General features: G+C 70.9%; 16 protein-coding genes. 10 read left to right on the forward strand and 6 right to left on the reverse strand.

Translation table 11 applies throughout. The features are described from left to right. From ABVF28_RS11955 to ABVF28_RS11965, 3 genes are read left to right on the forward strand one after another with little or no spacing between them, the layout of a single operon-like run. Complete coding sequence (locus ABVF28_RS11955) at window positions 1-918, forward strand: WcbI family polysaccharide biosynthesis putative acetyltransferase (RefSeq protein ID WP_371030625.1); 918 nt, start codon at window positions 1-3, stop codon at window positions 916-918. After that, on the forward strand, window positions 915-1,892 hold the full coding sequence (locus tag ABVF28_RS11960) for a hypothetical protein (RefSeq protein WP_371030626.1): 978 nt from the start codon (window positions 915-917) through the stop codon (window positions 1,890-1,892). Before ABVF28_RS11955 ends, ABVF28_RS11960 begins: the two co-directional genes overlap by 4 nt. Beyond that, on the forward strand, window positions 1,889-3,256 hold the full coding sequence (locus ABVF28_RS11965; protein WP_371030627.1) for a glycosyltransferase family 2 protein: 1,368 nt from the start codon (window positions 1,889-1,891) through the stop codon (window positions 3,254-3,256). Before ABVF28_RS11960 ends, ABVF28_RS11965 begins: the two co-directional genes overlap by 4 nt. Before the next feature lie 23 nt (window positions 3,257-3,279). Here ABVF28_RS11965 and ABVF28_RS11970 read toward each other — a convergent pair whose 3' ends face one another. Continuing rightward, window positions 3,280-3,600: a hypothetical protein gene (locus tag ABVF28_RS11970; protein WP_371030628.1), complete on the reverse strand. Its 321-nt coding sequence runs from the start codon at window positions 3,598-3,600 to the stop codon at window positions 3,280-3,282. 157 nt (window positions 3,601-3,757) lie between these two features. Between ABVF28_RS11970 and ABVF28_RS11975 the strand changes: the two genes are divergently transcribed. Next, window positions 3,758-5,497: an ABC transporter transmembrane domain-containing protein gene (locus ABVF28_RS11975; RefSeq protein ID WP_371030629.1), complete on the forward strand. Its 1,740-nt coding sequence runs from the start codon at window positions 3,758-3,760 to the stop codon at window positions 5,495-5,497. Beyond that, on the forward strand, window positions 5,494-7,362 hold the full coding sequence (locus ABVF28_RS11980; RefSeq protein WP_371030630.1) for an ABC transporter ATP-binding protein: 1,869 nt from the start codon (window positions 5,494-5,496) through the stop codon (window positions 7,360-7,362). The genes ABVF28_RS11975 and ABVF28_RS11980 overlap by 4 nt, the downstream gene beginning before the upstream one ends. Window positions 7,363-7,437: 75 nt before the next feature. On the opposite strand, the gene ABVF28_RS11985 is transcribed toward ABVF28_RS11980, so the two are convergent. After that, entirely contained in the window at window positions 7,438-7,908 is a 471-nt protein-coding gene (locus tag ABVF28_RS11985) for a hemerythrin domain-containing protein (RefSeq protein WP_371030631.1), read from the reverse strand. A 32-nt stretch (window positions 7,909-7,940) separates the two neighbouring features. Between ABVF28_RS11985 and ABVF28_RS11990 the strand changes: the two genes are divergently transcribed. The 4 genes from ABVF28_RS11990 (at window position 7,941) to ABVF28_RS12005 (ending at window position 12,307) form a co-directional block, all read left to right on the forward strand. After that, window positions 7,941-8,597, forward strand: coding sequence for a pentapeptide repeat-containing protein (locus ABVF28_RS11990; protein WP_371030632.1), 657 nt, complete (start codon window positions 7,941-7,943; stop codon window positions 8,595-8,597). Window positions 8,598-8,847: 250 nt separating this feature from the next. Then, window positions 8,848-9,312, forward strand: coding sequence for a DoxX family protein (locus ABVF28_RS11995; protein ID WP_371030633.1), 465 nt, complete (start codon window positions 8,848-8,850; stop codon window positions 9,310-9,312). A gap of 138 nt (window positions 9,313-9,450) precedes the next feature. Further along, the gene (locus tag ABVF28_RS12000; RefSeq protein ID WP_371030634.1) at window positions 9,451-11,313 is read left to right on the forward strand and encodes a long-chain fatty acid--CoA ligase; all 1,863 of its coding nucleotides are present in this window, start codon (window positions 9,451-9,453) and stop codon (window positions 11,311-11,313) included. 73 nt (window positions 11,314-11,386) lie between these two features. Then, complete coding sequence (locus ABVF28_RS12005; RefSeq protein ID WP_371030635.1) at window positions 11,387-12,307, forward strand: DUF1295 domain-containing protein; 921 nt, start codon at window positions 11,387-11,389, stop codon at window positions 12,305-12,307. 427 nt (window positions 12,308-12,734) lie between these two features. On the opposite strand, the gene ABVF28_RS12010 is transcribed toward ABVF28_RS12005, so the two are convergent. From ABVF28_RS12010 to ABVF28_RS12025, 4 genes are all read right to left on the reverse strand, one after another. Next, window positions 12,735-12,893, reverse strand: coding sequence for a hypothetical protein (locus ABVF28_RS12010; protein WP_371030636.1), 159 nt, complete (start codon window positions 12,891-12,893; stop codon window positions 12,735-12,737). 153 nt (window positions 12,894-13,046) lie between these two features. Continuing rightward, a complete protein-coding gene (locus tag ABVF28_RS12015) occupies window positions 13,047-13,265 on the reverse strand; it encodes a hypothetical protein (protein ID WP_371030637.1) in 219 nt (72 codons plus the stop codon). Between the two features lie 149 nt (window positions 13,266-13,414). Then, window positions 13,415-13,537 carry a hypothetical protein gene (locus tag ABVF28_RS12020; RefSeq protein ID WP_371030638.1) on the reverse strand — a complete coding sequence of 41 codons (123 nt, stop codon included), beginning with the start codon at window positions 13,535-13,537 and terminating at the stop codon, window positions 13,415-13,417. A 211-nt stretch (window positions 13,538-13,748) separates the two neighbouring features. Further along, the gene (locus ABVF28_RS12025; RefSeq protein ID WP_104311650.1) at window positions 13,749-15,488 is read right to left on the reverse strand and encodes an FAD-binding protein; all 1,740 of its coding nucleotides are present in this window, start codon (window positions 15,486-15,488) and stop codon (window positions 13,749-13,751) included. A gap of 77 nt (window positions 15,489-15,565) precedes the next feature. Between ABVF28_RS12025 and ABVF28_RS12030 the strand changes: the two genes are divergently transcribed. Continuing rightward, window positions 15,566-16,492: a LysR family transcriptional regulator gene (locus ABVF28_RS12030; protein WP_371030639.1), complete on the forward strand. Its 927-nt coding sequence runs from the start codon at window positions 15,566-15,568 to the stop codon at window positions 16,490-16,492. Window positions 16,493-16,502: the final 10 nt, after the last annotated feature.

The following is a 16,502-nucleotide window of genomic DNA, read 5'->3' on the forward strand; positions in this document are numbered from 1 at the left end:
ATGACGCACGCCACCGCACGCCTCGCGCACTACGCAGACTTCTTCGCCTCCGGAAGCGACCCGTCTCCTGCCGGGGACGACCTGCCCATCGGCCTCACGATCGGCAACTGCCAGGCTGAGTCCCTGCGTCTCGCTCTCGGCGACGACGTGCGCTTCGTGCGCACGCCGCCCGTACACGAGCTCGAGCCAGCCGACCTCCCGCACCTGGAGTCGTGGCTCGCACGCGCCAGCTTCCTCGTCGCGCAGCCCGTGCGCGACGACTACCGGGGGCTGCCCGTCGGCACGAAGCAGCTCAGCACCAGGCTGCGCGCCGGTGCACGCACCGCCCTGTTCCCCGTCATCAGGTTCGCGGGGCTGTACCCGTTCCAGGCGATCGTCCGGCCACCATCCGACACCTCGCTTGTGCCTCCCCTGGTCCCCTACCACGACCTCCGAATCCTGGCAGAGGCCGCGGGCCTGGACGCGCTGCCCCAGTCGCCGTCGCGCGATGCGATCACGGCGGTCGGCGCCGAGTCGATCGCACAGCTGCGGGCCCGCGAGGACCGCCACGGCACCGTGCGCGTCTCCGAGCTCTTCGCGCACCCCTCGTTTGCGCAGGCTCGCACGATCAACCACCCGGGAAACCCCATCTGGCTCGCGACCGCGGAGCGCATCCGCGAGCGCCTCGACCTCCCGGAGCGGGAGCTCACGCTCGACCGGGAAATCCTGAACTCGATCCACGCGCCGCGCGAGCAGGCGGTCATCGACGCCTGGGGCCTCGACGCGGAGGCGACCGAGTCGTGGACGCTCGACGGCGAGCCGATCGACAGCGAACGCATCCGTGCCGCTCACCTCGAGTGGTACGCCGAGCATCCCGACGCCGTTGCCGCCGGATTCGCGAGACACGGCGCGACGATCGAGACGTTGAGGGCCGCGTGAACGCCCCTCCGCTGCTCCTGCACCGCGACGACGAGACCCACGGTGTCGACCAGTACGCCCGCGCCGTCGCGACGGCCGTCGCGAAGCTCGACTCCGCCGTGACCTACCGTAGCGCGCACGGGCTCGTCTCGTCGCAGCTCGCGCACGTCCACTTCACCGACCGCCTGTGGGGTAGCACGCCCGAGCGGGCGGCTGAGCGGTTCGAGCGTCTCGCCGCGCGCGGCCCCGTCAGCGTCACGCTCCACGATGTGCCGCAGGCCTCTGACGGAGCGAATGGCTTCCCCCGCCGCACCGAGTGCTATCGCCGAGTGGTCGCGGCAGCCGCCGGTACCGTCGTCAACAGCACGCACGAGCAGCGCCTGCTCGAAGTCGCTCTCGGGAGCCGCGTGCAGGTGCACGTCGTGCCGCTCCCCGCGCAGCCACCCCAGCCGCGACCCGACGGGTGGCTCCCGACCGACGAGGTCGCCGTGCTCGGTTTCTACTACCCAGGCAAGGGGCACCTCGAGGTCGTCAACGCGGTCGCCGCCATTCCGAGCGAGCGGCGGCCGCGCGTCGTCGCGCTGGGATGCGCGTCGGCCGGGCACGAGCAGGAGCTCGCGGAACTGGAGCGGTACGCGGGCGGGCTTGGCGTGGAGTTCTCGAGCACCGGCTTCCTCTCGCCCGAGGAGCGCCTCGAACGCAGCCGCAGCGTGGCCGTTCCGATGATCGCCCACCAGCACGTCTCCGCCTCCGGCTCCCTCACCGACTGGCTCTCCGCAGGCCGCAGGCCCCTGACCGTGGACTCCGCCTACTTCCGCGAGATGGACGCCATCCGGCCAGAGACCATGCACCTCGTTCGGTCCGGCGAGCTCGCAACGGCGCTGCAGCTCGCGCTCCTGCAGCCCGAGTCGACGTGGCTCGACGACGGGACGTCGACCTCCCCGAGCATCGACGAGATCGCCCGCGCCTACCTCAGCTGGTGGGCGGCGCTGTGACCATCAGCACCCCGAGCCGCCCGCCGTTCGGACGCACGGTTCCGGGCAACCGCTGGGACCTGGCGGATGCGGACGGCGCTGACGGCGGCACATCCGCCAGGTCGGTGTCGGTCATCGTCGCGCACTTCGAGCAGCAGGCCGAGCTCGACCGCACGATCGCCGCGCTCGCCAGGCAGACGCATCCGACGCAGCTCATGGAGGTCATCGTCGTCGACGACGGCTCCCGCGTGCCCCCGACGGTCCCGGCCGACGTTCGAGTGCTGGCGCAGGAGAACCTCGGGTTCCGGGCCGGCTCCGCCCGCAACCTCGGAGCGCGGGCTGCGACGGGAGACATCCTGTGCTTCCTGGACGCCGACACCTCCCCCGAGCCCGACTACGTGGCGCGCATGGCTGCGCTTCCGTCGTCGCTGCCGGAAGCGGTCGTCGCGGGCCACCGCAAGCACGCCGACTTCACCGGGGTGGACGTGGATGCTCCCGTCGAGACTGCCGGGCCGGCGCGCGAGCTCCCCGAACCCAGCTGGCTGGCTTCCGCCTACCGCGCGTCGAGGGACCTGCTCGACGCGGACGACCGCTCCTATCGGTTCGTCATCGGGGCCGTCTTCTCCTGCACGAAGTGGTTCTTCACCGAGACCGGCGGGTTCGACGAGGACTTCCTGGGCTACGGCGGTGAGGACTGGGATTGGGCCAGCCGCGCCTGGCTGGCCGGCGCCGTGCTGGCGCACGAGCCCCTCGCCGTGGCCTGGCATGACGGTCCGGACTGGGCGGGACGGAGCTCAGGCGATGCGAAGCGGCAGGAGCAGAAGAACCGAGAGACGCTGCTGCTCGCGCAGAAGATCGGCGTCGCCGGCTCCCGCCCGCGCGCCCTCCGCACGGTCGCCGCCGACGTCGTCGTCGTGCTGGGTGCGGCGCCGAGCGACGGCGCGGCCTTCGTCTGCGTCGACAGCCTGCTCGAGCAGCTGCCGCACGCGAGTGTCGTCGTCCGGGCCGACATGCATCCTCTGTTCGCGTCGGACCCGAGAGTGCTGTCCGCTTCGGGACCGATCCCGCGGGGTCGTGTGCGCATCGACGTCGACGCCGCCGTGCACTTCGGCAGCCCGGCTCAGCCTGACCGAGGGACAGGGGCCGCGACGATCGCGTCAACTCCTCTCCAGGACGCCGCCGCCCGAGTCGGCAGCTCCGACCTCGGCGCGGTGCGCATCGGCGAGCACGTCATCGTGCGGTCCGAGCGCGCGCTGCGACGCGAGGAACGCTGGGGCGAGTCAGCGGGTTGGCGCACCGAGCTCGTGACCGACGACGCTGTTTGCCCGTTGCCCGCCGACGTCAGTGTGGCCGCCCACCTCGGCGGGTGGCTCTCGCTCGACTGAGCGGCCACCGCGTCGCGACCACTTCAGTCAGCGCCACCGCCACCGCCCGGCAGCCTGCTCCGCCAGCTGGCCTCGAAGTCCGGATGCTCGTCCCAGGTCGCCGCGAGCGTCACGAGCAGCTGCAGACTCAGCCGCTCGCCCTCGCTGGCGGGATCCGCGCCGAAGAGGTACTCGATCGCCTTCTCCTCTTCGTCGGCCCCGAGCAGCCAGTCGACGATGTCGTCGTCCTCCCCACCGGTGACGGCTTCGCCCGCGACGACGAGCAACTGCCGATACGTGCGCTCCACACCGTCAGGCAGTCCGCCTTCGTCGAGCCGCGCCACCACGAAATCCCTGGGATTCATGCGCTCATTCTGACGCGACGTGCCCGCACATCCACAGGGAGTGGGCGGAATTTGCGTTTGTAGGGAAAAATGGGGAGGTCGCCCTCACCACGGGCGTCGCTCGTTGCGGCTTCGCGCATCCGGAGCGTCCCGACCGAAGCCGCCAGGAGGCCGCCGCGTGCCAGCAGCAGCTCAGACGACCGGACCGCGTCGCCTCATCGTGCAGACCGCGCTTGGCGTGAAGCGCTGGCTGGCGCCCGCGACCACCCTGTTCGTCTCGCACCAGCTGTGCGAGGTGGCAGTGCCGGTCGTGGTCGGGCTCGTCATCGACCGCGGCATCGTCGACCGCGACCTCCAGCAGCTCGCGGTCTGGGCCGCGGTGCTCGTCGGCGTCTTCGTGCTCCTCGCCTGGTCGTACCGGGCGGGCGTGTACTTCCTCGTCAACGGCATCCAGCGGGCCCATCACGAGTTGCGCATGCGCGTCAGCGAGCGCTCCCTCGACCCGCGCGGCTTCGGCGACCGGCAGCGGCCCACCGGCGAGCTGCTCGGCATCGGCGGCTCGGATGTGCAGCGCGTCGCGTTCGGCGGCCTCCTCTTCGTGCACCCGGTCGCCGAGCTGGCGGCGGTCGCGGCGGCCGGAGCCGTCCTCATCAGCATCGCCTGGCCGCTCGGCCTCGCCGTCATCCTCGGCGGCCCCGTGTTCCTGCTCCTGCTCGACCGCTTCGGGCGGCACCTCCGCGCGAGGGCTGAGGACCAGCAGCGGCTCACCGCAGACTCCGCCTCGCTGGCGGCGAATGCCATCGCCGGCTTCCGCACGCTCACCGCCCTCGGAGCCACGGGGCGCGCCTCGCGCAGCTATGCCGAGGCCAGCGAACGCGCCCGCGTCGCGGCGATCGCGACGCGCCGCGCCGAGGCGTGGTTCGTCGCCGTCTCGAGCACGGCGACCGGCATCTTCGTCGTCGCGATCGGCGTCATCGCCGCGGCCCTCGCATTCCAGGGCGCCATCACGGTCGGCCAGCTCATCACCGTGGTCGGCGTCGTCCAGGTCGTCATGGGCCCGATGGAAGCGCTCGCCGTCAACGTCGGAGCGGTGTGGGCCCGCGCGGGCGCCTCCGCAAAGCGCGTGCTCTCGCTGCTGGAGGCGCCGTACGCGCGGGAGACGCTCGTCGACACGACGAGCGTCGGCGAACCGCGAGACGACGATCGACGCCCGAACGGGACGGAGCCGGCCCTCGCCGTCGCCCGGCTCGCAGGCGAGCACCTGCGCGACCTGAGCTTCACCGTCGAGCGAGGTGAGACCGTCGGCATCGTCGCCGAGGCCCACGAGGCGGCCGAGCTCGTGCAGCTGCTCGGCGGTCGCATCCACCCGACGCAGGGAACCGTCACAGTCGACGGCCTGCCCCTTGCTGAGGTCGACGCCGCCAGCCTCCACGAGCTCGTGACCGCGCCTCCGCACGCCGCGCACACGCTGCCCGGCACCATCGCGGCTAACGTCGTCGGCATCGGCGCAGCCTCGCGTTCGCTTCGTGAGGCGCACGACGCGCTCGACGCGGCAGCGTTCACGGACGTCCTCAACCAGCTCCCCCATGGCATCCGCACCCCGCTCGGCGGCGCGGGCAGAACCCTCTCCGGCGGCCAACGCCAGCGCCTCGCCCTCGCGAGGGCCCTCGCGGCACCAGCTCCCGTGCTCGTGCTCCACGAACCGACCGGTTCCGTCGACGCCGTCACCGAGCAGCGCATCGGCGAGCGGATGCGCGCGGCAACCGCGACCCGCGCCACGGTCGTCGTGTGCTCGAACCCGCAGCTGCTCGTGCGCGCGCACCGCGTGCTGGTCGTCCGCGACGGCGCCCTCGCCGCCGAAGGCAGCCACGACGAGCTGCTCGCGACCAACGCCGACTACGCGGAGGCGATCGCGTGAGCGCCACCACCCCGGGCTCGCAGGCCGAGGCCCAGCCAGCCGCACCGGAACAGCCAGCCGCACCAGGGCTCCCCATCGCAACCGGGAAGCGCTCCGCGCGCCTCGCCTGGCACCTCCTGACGCTGCGCCCGTGGATGCTCGTGCTCGCGATCGTGCTGCTCGGCGCGGCCGCCGCGGCCGCCCTGCTGGTCCCAGCGGGGCTCGGGCGCCTCGTCGACGCCGTCACGGGTGTCGACCGGAGCCTCGTCGAGGTCGCCCTCATGCTGCTCGCCGGTGTCGCTGGCAGCGCGGCGCTCGGAGCGCTCGGGTCGATGGCGCTCGCCGCGGTCCTGGAGACGGCGCTGGCACGGCTCCGGGAGGACTTCGTGGCGGCGTCGCTCGCCCTCCCCGCCGTTCTGGTGGACGAGGTCGCCGACGGCGAGCTCGTCTCGAGGGCAACCGACGACGTCGACACGGTCGGCGAGGTCACGACGGGCGCCGTTCCCGCGGTCGTGTCCGCCGGCCTGGCGGTCGTCGCGACGGGCGTCGGGCTCGCCGTGCTGAACCCGCTGTTCCTGCTCGCCATGCTCACGGTCGTTCCGGTGCACGCGTTCGCGCTCTGGCGCTACCTGCGGAAGGCGCCGCGCCTCTACGCCGCGGAACGCGTCGCCATCGCCTCGCGGTCCCGCGAGATGGTGTCCGCAATCCAGGCCCTCCCGACCGTGCACGCCTACGGGTGGGGCGGGGCTGTCACGGAGCGCCTCCGCACCCGCTCCTGGAACGTGCTCAGGTGGGCGCTGCGCACCCGCATCGTGCAGAGCCGGTTCGGGTTCCGCATGAACATGGCGGAGGCGGTGGGCCTGACCTCCGTGCTCCTGGTCGGGGCGTGGCTCGCGTTCACCGGTGCCGCGACGATCGGCGAGGTCACGACGGCGGCGCTGCTCTTCCAGGCCTTGTTCGGCCCCTTCATCTCGCTGCTCATGCTCGTCGACGACCTGCAGTCGGCTGGCGCCTCGCTCGCTCGCGTCGCGGGTGTCATCCAGCTGGCGCCGGTCCCACCAGACGAGCAGCCGCGTGTGCGCGTTGCCCTCGGGGAGAGCCTCGCGAACGCGGGCGCGGCGATCGCCGGCGCCGCAGCTGGCGAACCGCCGGCCCCCGAGATCGCCCTCGAGTCCGTGGAGGCCGCCTACCCCGGGCGCCCGGTCGTGCTCTGGATCGACGAGCTGCGCATCCCCGCCGGCCAGCGGGTCGCCGTGGTCGGTTCGTCCGGCGCCGGCAAGAGCACGCTCGCCCGCGTGCTCATGGGCCTCCTCGAGGTGCGCGATGGGCACGTCGACGTCGGTGGCCTCGATCCGGCGGAGATGAGCGAGCTCGAACGCGCGAGTCGCATCGTCATGGTGAGCCAGGACGTGCACGTCTTCTCCGGCACCCTCCGCCACAACCTGCTCATCGCGAGGGAGTCGGCGAGCGACGACGAGCTGCGGGAAGCGCTCGAGTCGGTCGCGGGCCCCCGCTGGCGGCACACCTTCAGCGACGGACTCGACACGATGATCGGCGAGGGCAACGCAGAGGTGAGCGCAACGGATGCGCACCGCCTCGCCCTCGCGCGTGCGCTCGTGACGCGGGCGCCGATCGTGATCCTCGACGAGGCGACGGCGGACGCCGACACCGCCGACGCGCGCGACCTGGAGGCCGCCGCGGGGCGGGCGCTCGCCGGGCGGACGGTCGTGACCATCGCCCACCACCTGTCGCAGGCGAGCAGCGCCGAGCGGGTGCTCGTCATGGAGCATGGCCGGGTCGTCGAAGATGGAACGCACGACGAGCTGCTCGAGATCGAGGGACCGTACCGCGAACTCTGGGCTGCCTGGACCTCGCACCGCGCGTAGGCGCCGGGCGGCGGTGAGTGTCAGCGCTGAGCACTACCCGGCACGCTCGGAGTGGCTTGTCGCCCCGCCACTTCGCTAGAGGGGTCCGAGCGCTGCCGCCGGGTCTGCGTCGAGAGCCAGCGTCTCCAGCACCCCGAGCAGCTGGCGCTCCTCGTAGCGGAAGTGCGACTCCATGATCGCCGCGATGCCCTCCAGGTGCCGGTCCAGCTCGCTCGGCGACTCCCCCGCATCCACGGACGCCTGCAGCCCGGAGATGAGGTGGCCGATCATCGAGTGGTCCTGCTGCAGGCGGGCAAGCGTGTCGCGCAGCTCGGGATGCGCCGCAGCGATCGCGGGGAACAGCTCGCGGTCCTCGCCCCGATGGTGACCGTCGAGCGCGGTGCAGAAGCCGTGGCAGTACAGCAGCAGGTCGCGGGTGGCGGGCTCAGCCGGGTCGCCGCGCTGCACTGCCTCACGCGTGACGGCCAGGGCCTTGCGCAGCCGCGCGTGGACGGCCCTCAGCTCGCTGCTCCACGCGGCCAGCCGGTCCTTCTCCTGTGCACTCATCTGATCGCCTCGCTCACCAAGATAGTCATCGCGTGGCAAGTACGCTCGACGGCATGAGTGCCGCCGACAGCAAGACCCGGCGCGACCGCTGGACCTCCTCGGAGCTCTCGTCGCTGCGGACCCAGCTCGCGCGGCTCTCCGAGGTGGTTCCAGGGCCGCATCGCATCACGCCGAGCTGGCACGATCCGGAATCCTCGGTGACCGACCTCCGAGGGCTGCAGGCCGGCAGCCTCGGCGTGAGCATCACCCACCTCGAGGTCTCCGAGGTCGACGCGAGCGGTTTCACGGGCGGCCTCACCATCCGGGACAGCACGCTCACGCACGTCCGCTTCGAGCACGCGAAGGTCACGGCGCACGCACGACTCGAGGGTGCTCTGCGGGCCTGCACCTTCACGGGGGCGAACCTCCCGCAGGCGTCCATCGGACCCGAGGTGTCGGACTGCTCGTTCGCCGGCTCGAAGCTGCGCCGCCTCCGCGCTGTGCCAGGAACCGTCTTCTCGAACTGCACCTTCGACGGCGCGGAGCTGACGGGGGCGGAGTTCACCAACACGCGGTTCATCGACTGCAGCTTCACCGGCGCGAAGTTCAATGCGGCCACCACGTTCCGCGGCTGCGCGTTCGTTGGCGCGTCCCCGAAGTTCGGCAAGGCGAGCGAGACGGGCACGAAGATCGAACCGCTGGCTGGCTGACGTGGCCCGCCACACCCGGGAGCGCGCGGGCTGAGAGAGTCATAGCAACCTCATACGCGCTGGTACGTACTGAACGGGGCCGTGCTCGAGCCTTCCACGCGCAGGCACTGCGTTCAACGGCGCGTGACTGGTTCGTGAACGGCGTTTCTCATGCCGAACTCATGACCCGGGTCGTTCCCCGGGTTTCGCGGTGGCACGGTCGGCCGCCCCTCTCAGCATTCAGCTGAGGGGCCTTCCGACCGTCGAGCGCATGTCATCTTCAGCGAACGCCGCACTGCTCATCCTCCGACTCGCCCTCGGCGCCACCATGCTGCTGCACGGCATCGAGAAGCTCACGACGACCGGGATCGGCGGCGTGCAGGAGATGCTCGGCGGCCTCGGCATCCCCCTCGCGGACGTCGCCGGGGCTGCGCTCCCATTCGTCGAGATCGTCGCCGGCGCCCTGCTCATCGTCGGGCTGTTCACGCGAGTCGCCGCCGCGCTGCTCGCGGTCGTCTCCCTGGGGGCCATGTTCACCGTGCACTTTACTGCTGGCTTCTTCGCCCAGGACGGCGGATACGAGTTCGTGCTCGTGCTGGCGCTCGTCGGCATCGCGCTCGTGCTGACCGGTGGGGGCCGCTGGGCGGCGGACGCGCTCATCCGTCGGCCTCGGAGCAACCGCGAGAGCCACCCCGAGAGCCACTCCGAGCGTCGGTCTGCAGCTCAGGTGGCCTGATACCTAGGCCGCCTAGCTACTTACGGCGGGTCGCGCCCGAGTGGCCGCGGTTTGCGATACGGTCCAATCCACCGGCCCCCCTGCTCCGAATCTCCTCGCACACGGGTGAAGTGACCCGGCGCGCGAAAGGCGGCTGCAGTGCTGGAATCGACCACCCCTCTCCTTGTGGGCCCCGAGACCATCGGATCCGCGGGCACGTACCGAAATGTGACCGACCTGCTCGTCCGACGCCTGGAAGTCGCGCCAGACCACGCCGCATTCGACGTGCCGAGCGACTCCGGTGACCGCTCAGCTCTCTGGCGTCAGGTTTCCACGCGCGAGTACACCGACGCGGTCCGGGCCGTCGCGAAGGGCCTCATCGCCCTTGGCGTGCGCCCCGGTGATTCGATCGCGATCATGGCGCCCACCCGGTACGAGTGGGCCGTCGCCGATCTGGCGGTCTGGTTCGCCGGGGCCGTCGTCGTGCCCATCTACGAGACGTCGGCGCCCACGCAGGTCTCCGCGATCATCCACGACGCCCGCGTCGTCCTCGCGTTCGGCGGCAGCGCGCAGCACGTTCGTCTCCTCGAGGAACCGCTCACCGAGCGCGGCGCGGACGCCCTCGGCGTCTGGTCGATGGATGCGACCTCTGGTCGGAACGAGGGACGCGACCTCGACCGCCTCGCCGCGCTCGGGGCCGGTGTGGCGGATGAGGCGCTCGAGGAGCGCCGACTGCTCGCGACGCCCGACTCCCCCGCGACCATCGTCTACACCTCCGGGACCACCGGCGAGCCCAAGGGCGCCGTCCTCACGCATGAGAACTTCCTCGGACAGGTGCTCAACATCGCGGCCGCCTACGGCGAGGTCGTGCACCCTGCCGGCAACACGATCATCTTCCTGCCCCTCGCCCACGTGCTCGCGCGAGGCCTGCAGCTCATCTGCCTCGCCAGCGGCATGCGCATCGCCCATCTCGCCGACCCGGCCGCTGTCGTGGGAACGCTCGGGCAGCTCACGCCAACATTCCTTGTCGTCGTGCCTCGAGTGCTGCAGAAGATCCAGGCCGCCGCGGGGGCCAAGGCCGCGGCCAAGGGCCTCGGCAAGGTCTGGGCTTCGGCGCAGCGCACGGCGGTGCAGTGGGGCGCGTTCCGCGAGACCGCCAGCCCGACGACGCGTGCGCCGATGGGTCTGCGCCTCCGCCACGGCGCCTTCGACCGGCTCTTCTTCAGCCGCCTCCGCGAGGTCATGGGCGGCCGCGTCACCCACGTCCTCTCCGGCGGCGCCACGCTCGATGCCGAGCTGTCCCTGTTCTTCGGCGGCATCGGCGTTCCCGTCATCGAGGGCTACGGCCTCACCGAGACCACGGCGCCGCTCACCGGCAACCTGCCGAACGACATCCGCTCCGGCACCGTCGGCCGGCCGCTCCCCGGGTCCACGGTCCGCATCAGCGACGACGGCGAGATCCTCGCCCGCGGCATCGGCGTCTTCAGCGGCTACCGCAACCCGGAACACAACCGCGACGCCTTCGTCGACGGGTTCTTCCGCACCGGCGACCTCGGCCGCCTCGACGAGCAGGGGCGGGTCATCCTGGAGGGCCGCCTCAAGGACGTCATCGTCACCTCGAACGGCAAGACGATCGTGCCCATGAGGTGGGAGTCGTCGGTCGAGTCCGACCCGCTCGTCTCGCACGCCGTCATGATCGGCGAGGGACGCAACTACCTGTCCGCGCTCATCATCCTCGACCCGGAGGCGCTCGCCGAGTTCTCGGCGGAGATCGCCGCCGCCACCCACCCGGACCCCGCGCACCACGAGCTGCTCACCGTCGTGGACGCCCGTGCGCGCGACCACGTGCAGGCGGCCGTCGACCTGGCCAACGCGCTCGTCGCCCGAAGCGAGCAGGTTCGACGCTTCACGCTCATCGCGACCGACCTCGAAGACCCCACCTTCATCACGCCGACGCTGAAGCTCAAGCGCGCCGCTGTCCTGCAGCGCAGCACCGACGCCGTCGCGGCCCTGTACGCCTGACGCACGGCCCCACCGACTTTCCCCGTTCACCCGGCGCCAGTTCCAGGCGCCCGACGCCTCGAGAGGCACCAGCATGAGCAGCGAGACCACCGCGAGCAGCAGCACCGCCGGCAAGAAGAACAGGGCGACGATCGTCACGATCCTCATCGCCCTCCTCATCGGGGCGCTCGTCGCCCTCGCGGGGAGCCAGGGCGGAGCGCAGCTCGCCGGCATCCCCCTCTACGCGTGGGCGGTCGCGGCGGCCTTCCTCATCCAGGTCCTCGTGTACCTGCCGTCCGCGGCAGCGAAGACCGAGCGCTTCTTCGACCTCACGGGAAGCGCGACGTTCATCGTCGTCACGATCGGCCTCCTCGTCGCGGCCCCCGAACCGGATGCGCGCGCCTTGGTACTCGGCGCCATGGTCATCCTGTGGGCGCTCCGCCTCGGGTCGTTCCTCTTCGCGCGCATCCACCGCTCCGGCTCCGACGACCGCTTCGACGACATCAAGGGCGACAAACTGCGCTTCCTTCGCGTCTGGATCATGCAGGGGCTGTGGGTGAGCCTCACTGCGGCCGCGGCCTGGATCGCCATCGCGGGCGGCACCGACGACCGCGAGCCGTTCGGCTGGCTGGGCGTCGTCGGCATCGTCGTGTGGGCGGCCGGGTTCATCATCGAGGTCGCTGCCGACCTGCAGAAGAACGCCTTCAAGGCGGATCCCGCGAACAAGGGCCGCTTCATCCGCTCGGGCCTCTGGTCGCGTTCGCGCCACCCCAACTACTTCGGCGAGATCCTGCTCTGGGTGGGCGTCGCCATCGTCGCCGCGCCGGTCCTGGTGGGCTGGCAGTGGGTTGCGCTCATCTCGCCGATCTTCGTCGCGCTCCTGCTCCTGCGCGTCAGCGGCGTCCCGCTGCTTGAGGCGAAGGCCGACAAGAAGTGGGGCGGCGACGCCGACTACGAGGCGTACAAGCGCGAGACGCCGGTGCTGCTGCCGCGGCTCACGAGCCCGAAGGCGTAGCGCCCGGACGGGGGTCCCCAGGTCGAGGGTCTCCCGGACGCCCGCCGCGCTTGGCCAGGCGGGCGAGGATCGCACCCGTCACGATGCCGACGACGAGCCCGAGGGCGAGGCCGATCGCCCAGCTGTCGAGGATGAGGGCGAGGGCGACGCCGATCGCGAGTCCGACAGCGATGCCGGTCCCATCTGGGTCGAGCCGTTGGCGCCGCCACCTCGAGTGCCGTCCTGCTGCGTGCTGTCCATGTCATCTCCCATCGTCGTTTCCGTTGCGCTCAACGCTACGGAGCCGACGCGGGCCGTACTTCCCCCGGGCGGCTGACATCCCTCCCCTGGTGCCGGAGATGCGCCTCGCCACAGCGGAGGCCGGTGGCGCACCTGCGGGCGGATGCGTGTCCGCACCCGCCCGCCTGTCCACCGTCTCGCGGAGGTCCTACGAGAACTCCGGGACGACCTTCTCGATGAACAGCTCGAGCGAGCGCTTCTTCTGCTCGTGTGAGAGCGAGTTGTCGCTCCAGAAGCTGAACTCGTCGACGCCGAGCGCCTCGTACTCGCGCAGCCGAGCGATGACCTCATCCGCCGTGCCGATCATCGCGGTCTTGTGGAGCGCCTCGGGCGTGAACTCGGGCCGTTCGGCGAACTTCGCCTCTGGGCTCGGCTCGAGGAACCCGTCGACGGGGTCGGTCTTGTGCCCCGCGCGGAAAACGGAGTCAGATTCAGCGCCTGAGCCACCGGCCTCGGCGGGTCAACGGCCGCTCCTGCCTCCGGCGCCGTAGACGACGATCGCGGAGATGGGAATGGCGAGGAAGAAGATCCACGCCCATCCCCATCCCCCGGCGAGGAATCCGATGAGGAGGAACGCCGCGAGGGCGAGGAGGGGCACGATCGCCACGATCGCGACGCCGGTGCGGCCGCCGAGTGGCGCTCGGCGCGCGAGTGGGTTGGAAGGGTCGTCGATGCTCATGAGAAAGCTCCGGTCAGAATAGGGAGTACCTGGCAGAGGATGCACGGCGACGGCATTCACACTGGCTGACGATCACCTTCACACCAGCAGGAACCTGACGTCGCGAGATTGATGGAGCACTTCATTGTGCGCTCGTCGGCACCCGGCGTCTAGGCCCCAGCCCGTATCCCCTGCTCCGAAGACAGCTTCTCGGACAGCTCTGCCAGCGCCTCGGTGGCTGCGCCCCACCCGTCGAAGAAGCCGAGCTCGGGGTCGAGTGCTTCAGCTGTCATGTGCGCTCCAGTTCTACGATGACGAACAGCCCGATCCTGGCAGACCGCGAGCGTGCAGTCGACCCGGACCGGGCTGAATCGCCGTTCAGTTCCCGAAGAACGAGGTGTGGCTCTTGGAGCCGGCGCTGGGAGCGGACCTGTGGTCACGTCAGCTGCGTCTTGACGACCACACCGCCGCCACCGGTGCGTGGTCCGTCCGGGCCCCAGCGCGTTATTCGACGAGCTTGCCTTCGACGGAGACCTCTCCGATGAGCTCGGCGATCTCGGCTGGCACCGGCGGGATCTCCTCACGCGTGATGCCGCCCTTCGGCGACCACACGAGGTTCACCTGCATGGCCGGGTCGAGCTCGGGGAAGTCGCTGCGGTTGTGGCAGCCGCGCGTCTCGCGACGCTCGAGGGCCGCCTCAAGCGTCGCCCGAGCGGCGAGGGCGGACGACTTGAGGTCGAAGGCGTGCGCGAGGTCCTGGAATCCGGCGATGTCGGGGTGGATGCCGACGTCCTCCATGCGCGACTCGATGACATCCAGCGCTGCGATGCCCGCCTTCAGCCCTTCTTCGTCGCGAACGACGCCAGCGTATTCGGTCATCGTGTCGCGAATCGCGCGCTGCAGGGCGCGCACGTTCTCGCGTCCGTCGGCCGAGAGGAGGTCGTTGATCTCGCCGCGTGCCTGCGCGACGGCCGATGCTGAGCGGCGCTGCGCATCCAGTCCCCCGGAGTGCGCGACGGCTGCTTGGCCGACGATGCGGCCGAACACGAGCAGCTCGATGAGCGAGTTGCCGCCGAGGCGGTTCGCGCCGTGCAGGCCGCTGGATGCCTCGCCGATGGCGTAGAGGCCGTCGACGTCGGTGCTGTGGTCGTCGGGGCGAACCCACACGCCACCCATCGAGTAGTGCGCGGTTGGCGCGATCTCGATCGGCTTCTCGGTGATGTCCAGCATCTGCAGCTCGAGCATCTGCTGGTAGATGCGCGGCAGGCGGTTCATGATCGTCTCGCGGGGCAGGTGCGACACGTCGAGCCAGACGCCGCCGTTCGCAGTGCCTCGCCCCTCCTTGATCTCCGTGTAGGCGGCGAGGGCGACGCGGTCGCGCGTCGAGAGCTCCATGCGCTCCGGGTCGTAGCGTTCCATGAAGCGCTCACCGAGGCCGTTGGTGAGGATGCCGCCTTCGCCGCGGGCGGCCTCGGAGACGAGCGTTCCGGCCGCGTTCTCGGGCTCGATGATGCCGGACGGGTGGAACTGCACGAGCTCAGGGTCCCGGAGTCGCCCGCCGGCCTCGACGGCGAGGCGGAACGAGTCGCCGGTGTTCTCGTCGCGGCGGGAGGACGTGCGCCGCCAGATGCGGTTGTGGCCGCCGGCCGCGAGGATCACGGAGTCGGCGTGGATGAGGTACCGGGTTCCGTCGTTGATGTCGAAGCCGTACGCGCCGAAGACGACGTTGTCGCTCACGAGGATGCGCGTGATGTAGACGGTGTCGAGGATCGGGATGTCGAGCTGCTCGCTGCGTGCGACGAGGGAGCGCTGGATCTCGAGGCCGGTGTAGTCGCCGGCGAAGGCGGTGCGGCGGAACTTGTGGGCACCGAAGAAGCGCTGCGAGATGCGGCCGTCGCCTTCGCGCTGGAAGCCCATGCCGTAGCGCTCGAGGTCGCGGATGCCCTGCTCGGCTCCGCGGGTCACGATCTCGACGGTGTGCGGGTTGGCGAGCCAGTAGCTCTCCTTGATGGTGTCGGCGGCGTGCTGCTGCCAGCTGTCCTCCTCGTCCATGGTTCCGAGGGCGGCGTTGATGCCGCCGGCGGCGAGGGAGGTGTGGGCGTCGTGCTTGGGTCGCTTGCCGACGGCGAGCACATCCACGCCCTGCTCGGCGACTTCGATGGCGGCGCGCAGCCCGGAACCGCCGGTTCCGATGACGAGCACGGTGGTGGAGATCTGGCGTTCGATGGACGTTGTCGCGGTCATGACAGCAACGCTAGAGAGCTTCGTGTGATTACTCCAATGCATAGTCCTGCTCGTGGTGATGCGCGTAGGCTATGGCCATGAACTTGGACCAGTTGCGGAGCTTCGTCGAGGTCGCCTCGCAAGGGCACTTCACGCGGGCGGCGGAAGCGCTGCATCTCGCGCAGCCCTCGCTGAGCCGACAGATCTCGACCCTCGAGCAGGATCTCGGGGCGCCGCTGTTCAACCGCACGCCCGGCCGGGTCGCGCTCACCGATGCCGGCGAATCCCTGCTCCCCCTCGCGAGGCGAATGCTCGCCGACGCCGACTCGGTGCGCCGGGAGATGGCGGAGCTCGCCGACCTGCAGCGGGGCACGGTGCGCCTCGGCGCGACCCCGTCGCTCTGCGTGAGCCTCGTGGCGGATGCGCTGCAGTCGTTCCACGCATCGCATCCCGGCATCGAGCTGCACGTCTCGGAGAGCGGCTCGCAGGGGCTGATCGAGCAGCTCGCGGAAGGCGCACTCGACCTGGCGCTCATCACGACCCCCGAGTCGCGGCAGTCTCCGCGCGCGACGCTGAGCCGGATCCCGCTGCTCAACGAGGAGCTGCTCGTCGTCTCCTCCCTGACGGGCGACCGGGCGCTCGACGCCCAGACGCTCACCCTCGCCGATCTTGCGGCCAAGCCACAGGTCGTCTTCCACCGTGGCTACGACCTCCGCGCGACGACGGAGGCCGCCTACCTCGAGGCGGGTCTGCACCCGAACGTCGTCGTCGAGGGGCCGGAGATGGATGCGGTGCTCCGGTTCGTGGAGCTGGGCCTGGGCGTGGCGGTCGTGCCGGCCATGGTGCTCCGCGGACGTCAGGGCTTCCGCTCGGCCCGTCTCACCGACTCGAGCCTGCAGCGCACTGTGAGCCTCGCGCACCGCAGCGACGTGCCCCTCTCCCGCGCCGCACGCGCCATGGCGGCGACGATCGAATTGATCGCCGCCGCCATGGTCGGCCAGACGCCGGGAACCAGCAGCGTCTGAACCAACACGT

The organism is Pseudoclavibacter sp. JSM 162008 (assembly GCF_041366455.1).
Taxonomy (GTDB): Bacteria; Actinomycetota; Actinomycetes; order Actinomycetales; family Microbacteriaceae; genus Pseudoclavibacter.

What these genes read in the sequence shown, in the direction of transcription:
- ABVF28_RS11955 (WP_371030625.1), top strand. Translation starts at nt 1, where the DNA reads ATGACGCACGCCACCGCACGCCTCGCGCACTACGCAGACTTCTTCGCC.
- ABVF28_RS11970 (WP_371030628.1), bottom strand. Translation starts at nt 3,600, where the DNA reads ATGAATCCCAGGGATTTCGTGGTGGCGCGGCTCGACGAAGGCGGACTG.
- ABVF28_RS11985 (WP_371030631.1), bottom strand. Translation starts at nt 7,908, where the DNA reads ATGAGTGCACAGGAGAAGGACCGGCTGGCCGCGTGGAGCAGCGAGCTG.
- ABVF28_RS11995 (WP_371030633.1), top strand. Translation starts at nt 8,848, where the DNA reads ATGTCATCTTCAGCGAACGCCGCACTGCTCATCCTCCGACTCGCCCTC.
- ABVF28_RS12005 (WP_371030635.1), top strand. Translation starts at nt 11,387, where the DNA reads ATGAGCAGCGAGACCACCGCGAGCAGCAGCACCGCCGGCAAGAAGAAC.
- ABVF28_RS12010 (WP_371030636.1), bottom strand. Translation starts at nt 12,893, where the DNA reads ATGATCGGCACGGCGGATGAGGTCATCGCTCGGCTGCGCGAGTACGAG.
- ABVF28_RS12015 (WP_371030637.1), bottom strand. Translation starts at nt 13,265, where the DNA reads ATGAGCATCGACGACCCTTCCAACCCACTCGCGCGCCGAGCGCCACTC.
- ABVF28_RS12020 (WP_371030638.1), bottom strand. Translation starts at nt 13,537, where the DNA reads ATGACAGCTGAAGCACTCGACCCCGAGCTCGGCTTCTTCGACGGGTGG.
- ABVF28_RS12025 (WP_104311650.1), bottom strand. Translation starts at nt 15,488, where the DNA reads ATGACCGCGACAACGTCCATCGAACGCCAGATCTCCACCACCGTGCTC.
- ABVF28_RS12030 (WP_371030639.1), top strand. Translation starts at nt 15,566, where the DNA reads ATGAACTTGGACCAGTTGCGGAGCTTCGTCGAGGTCGCCTCGCAAGGG.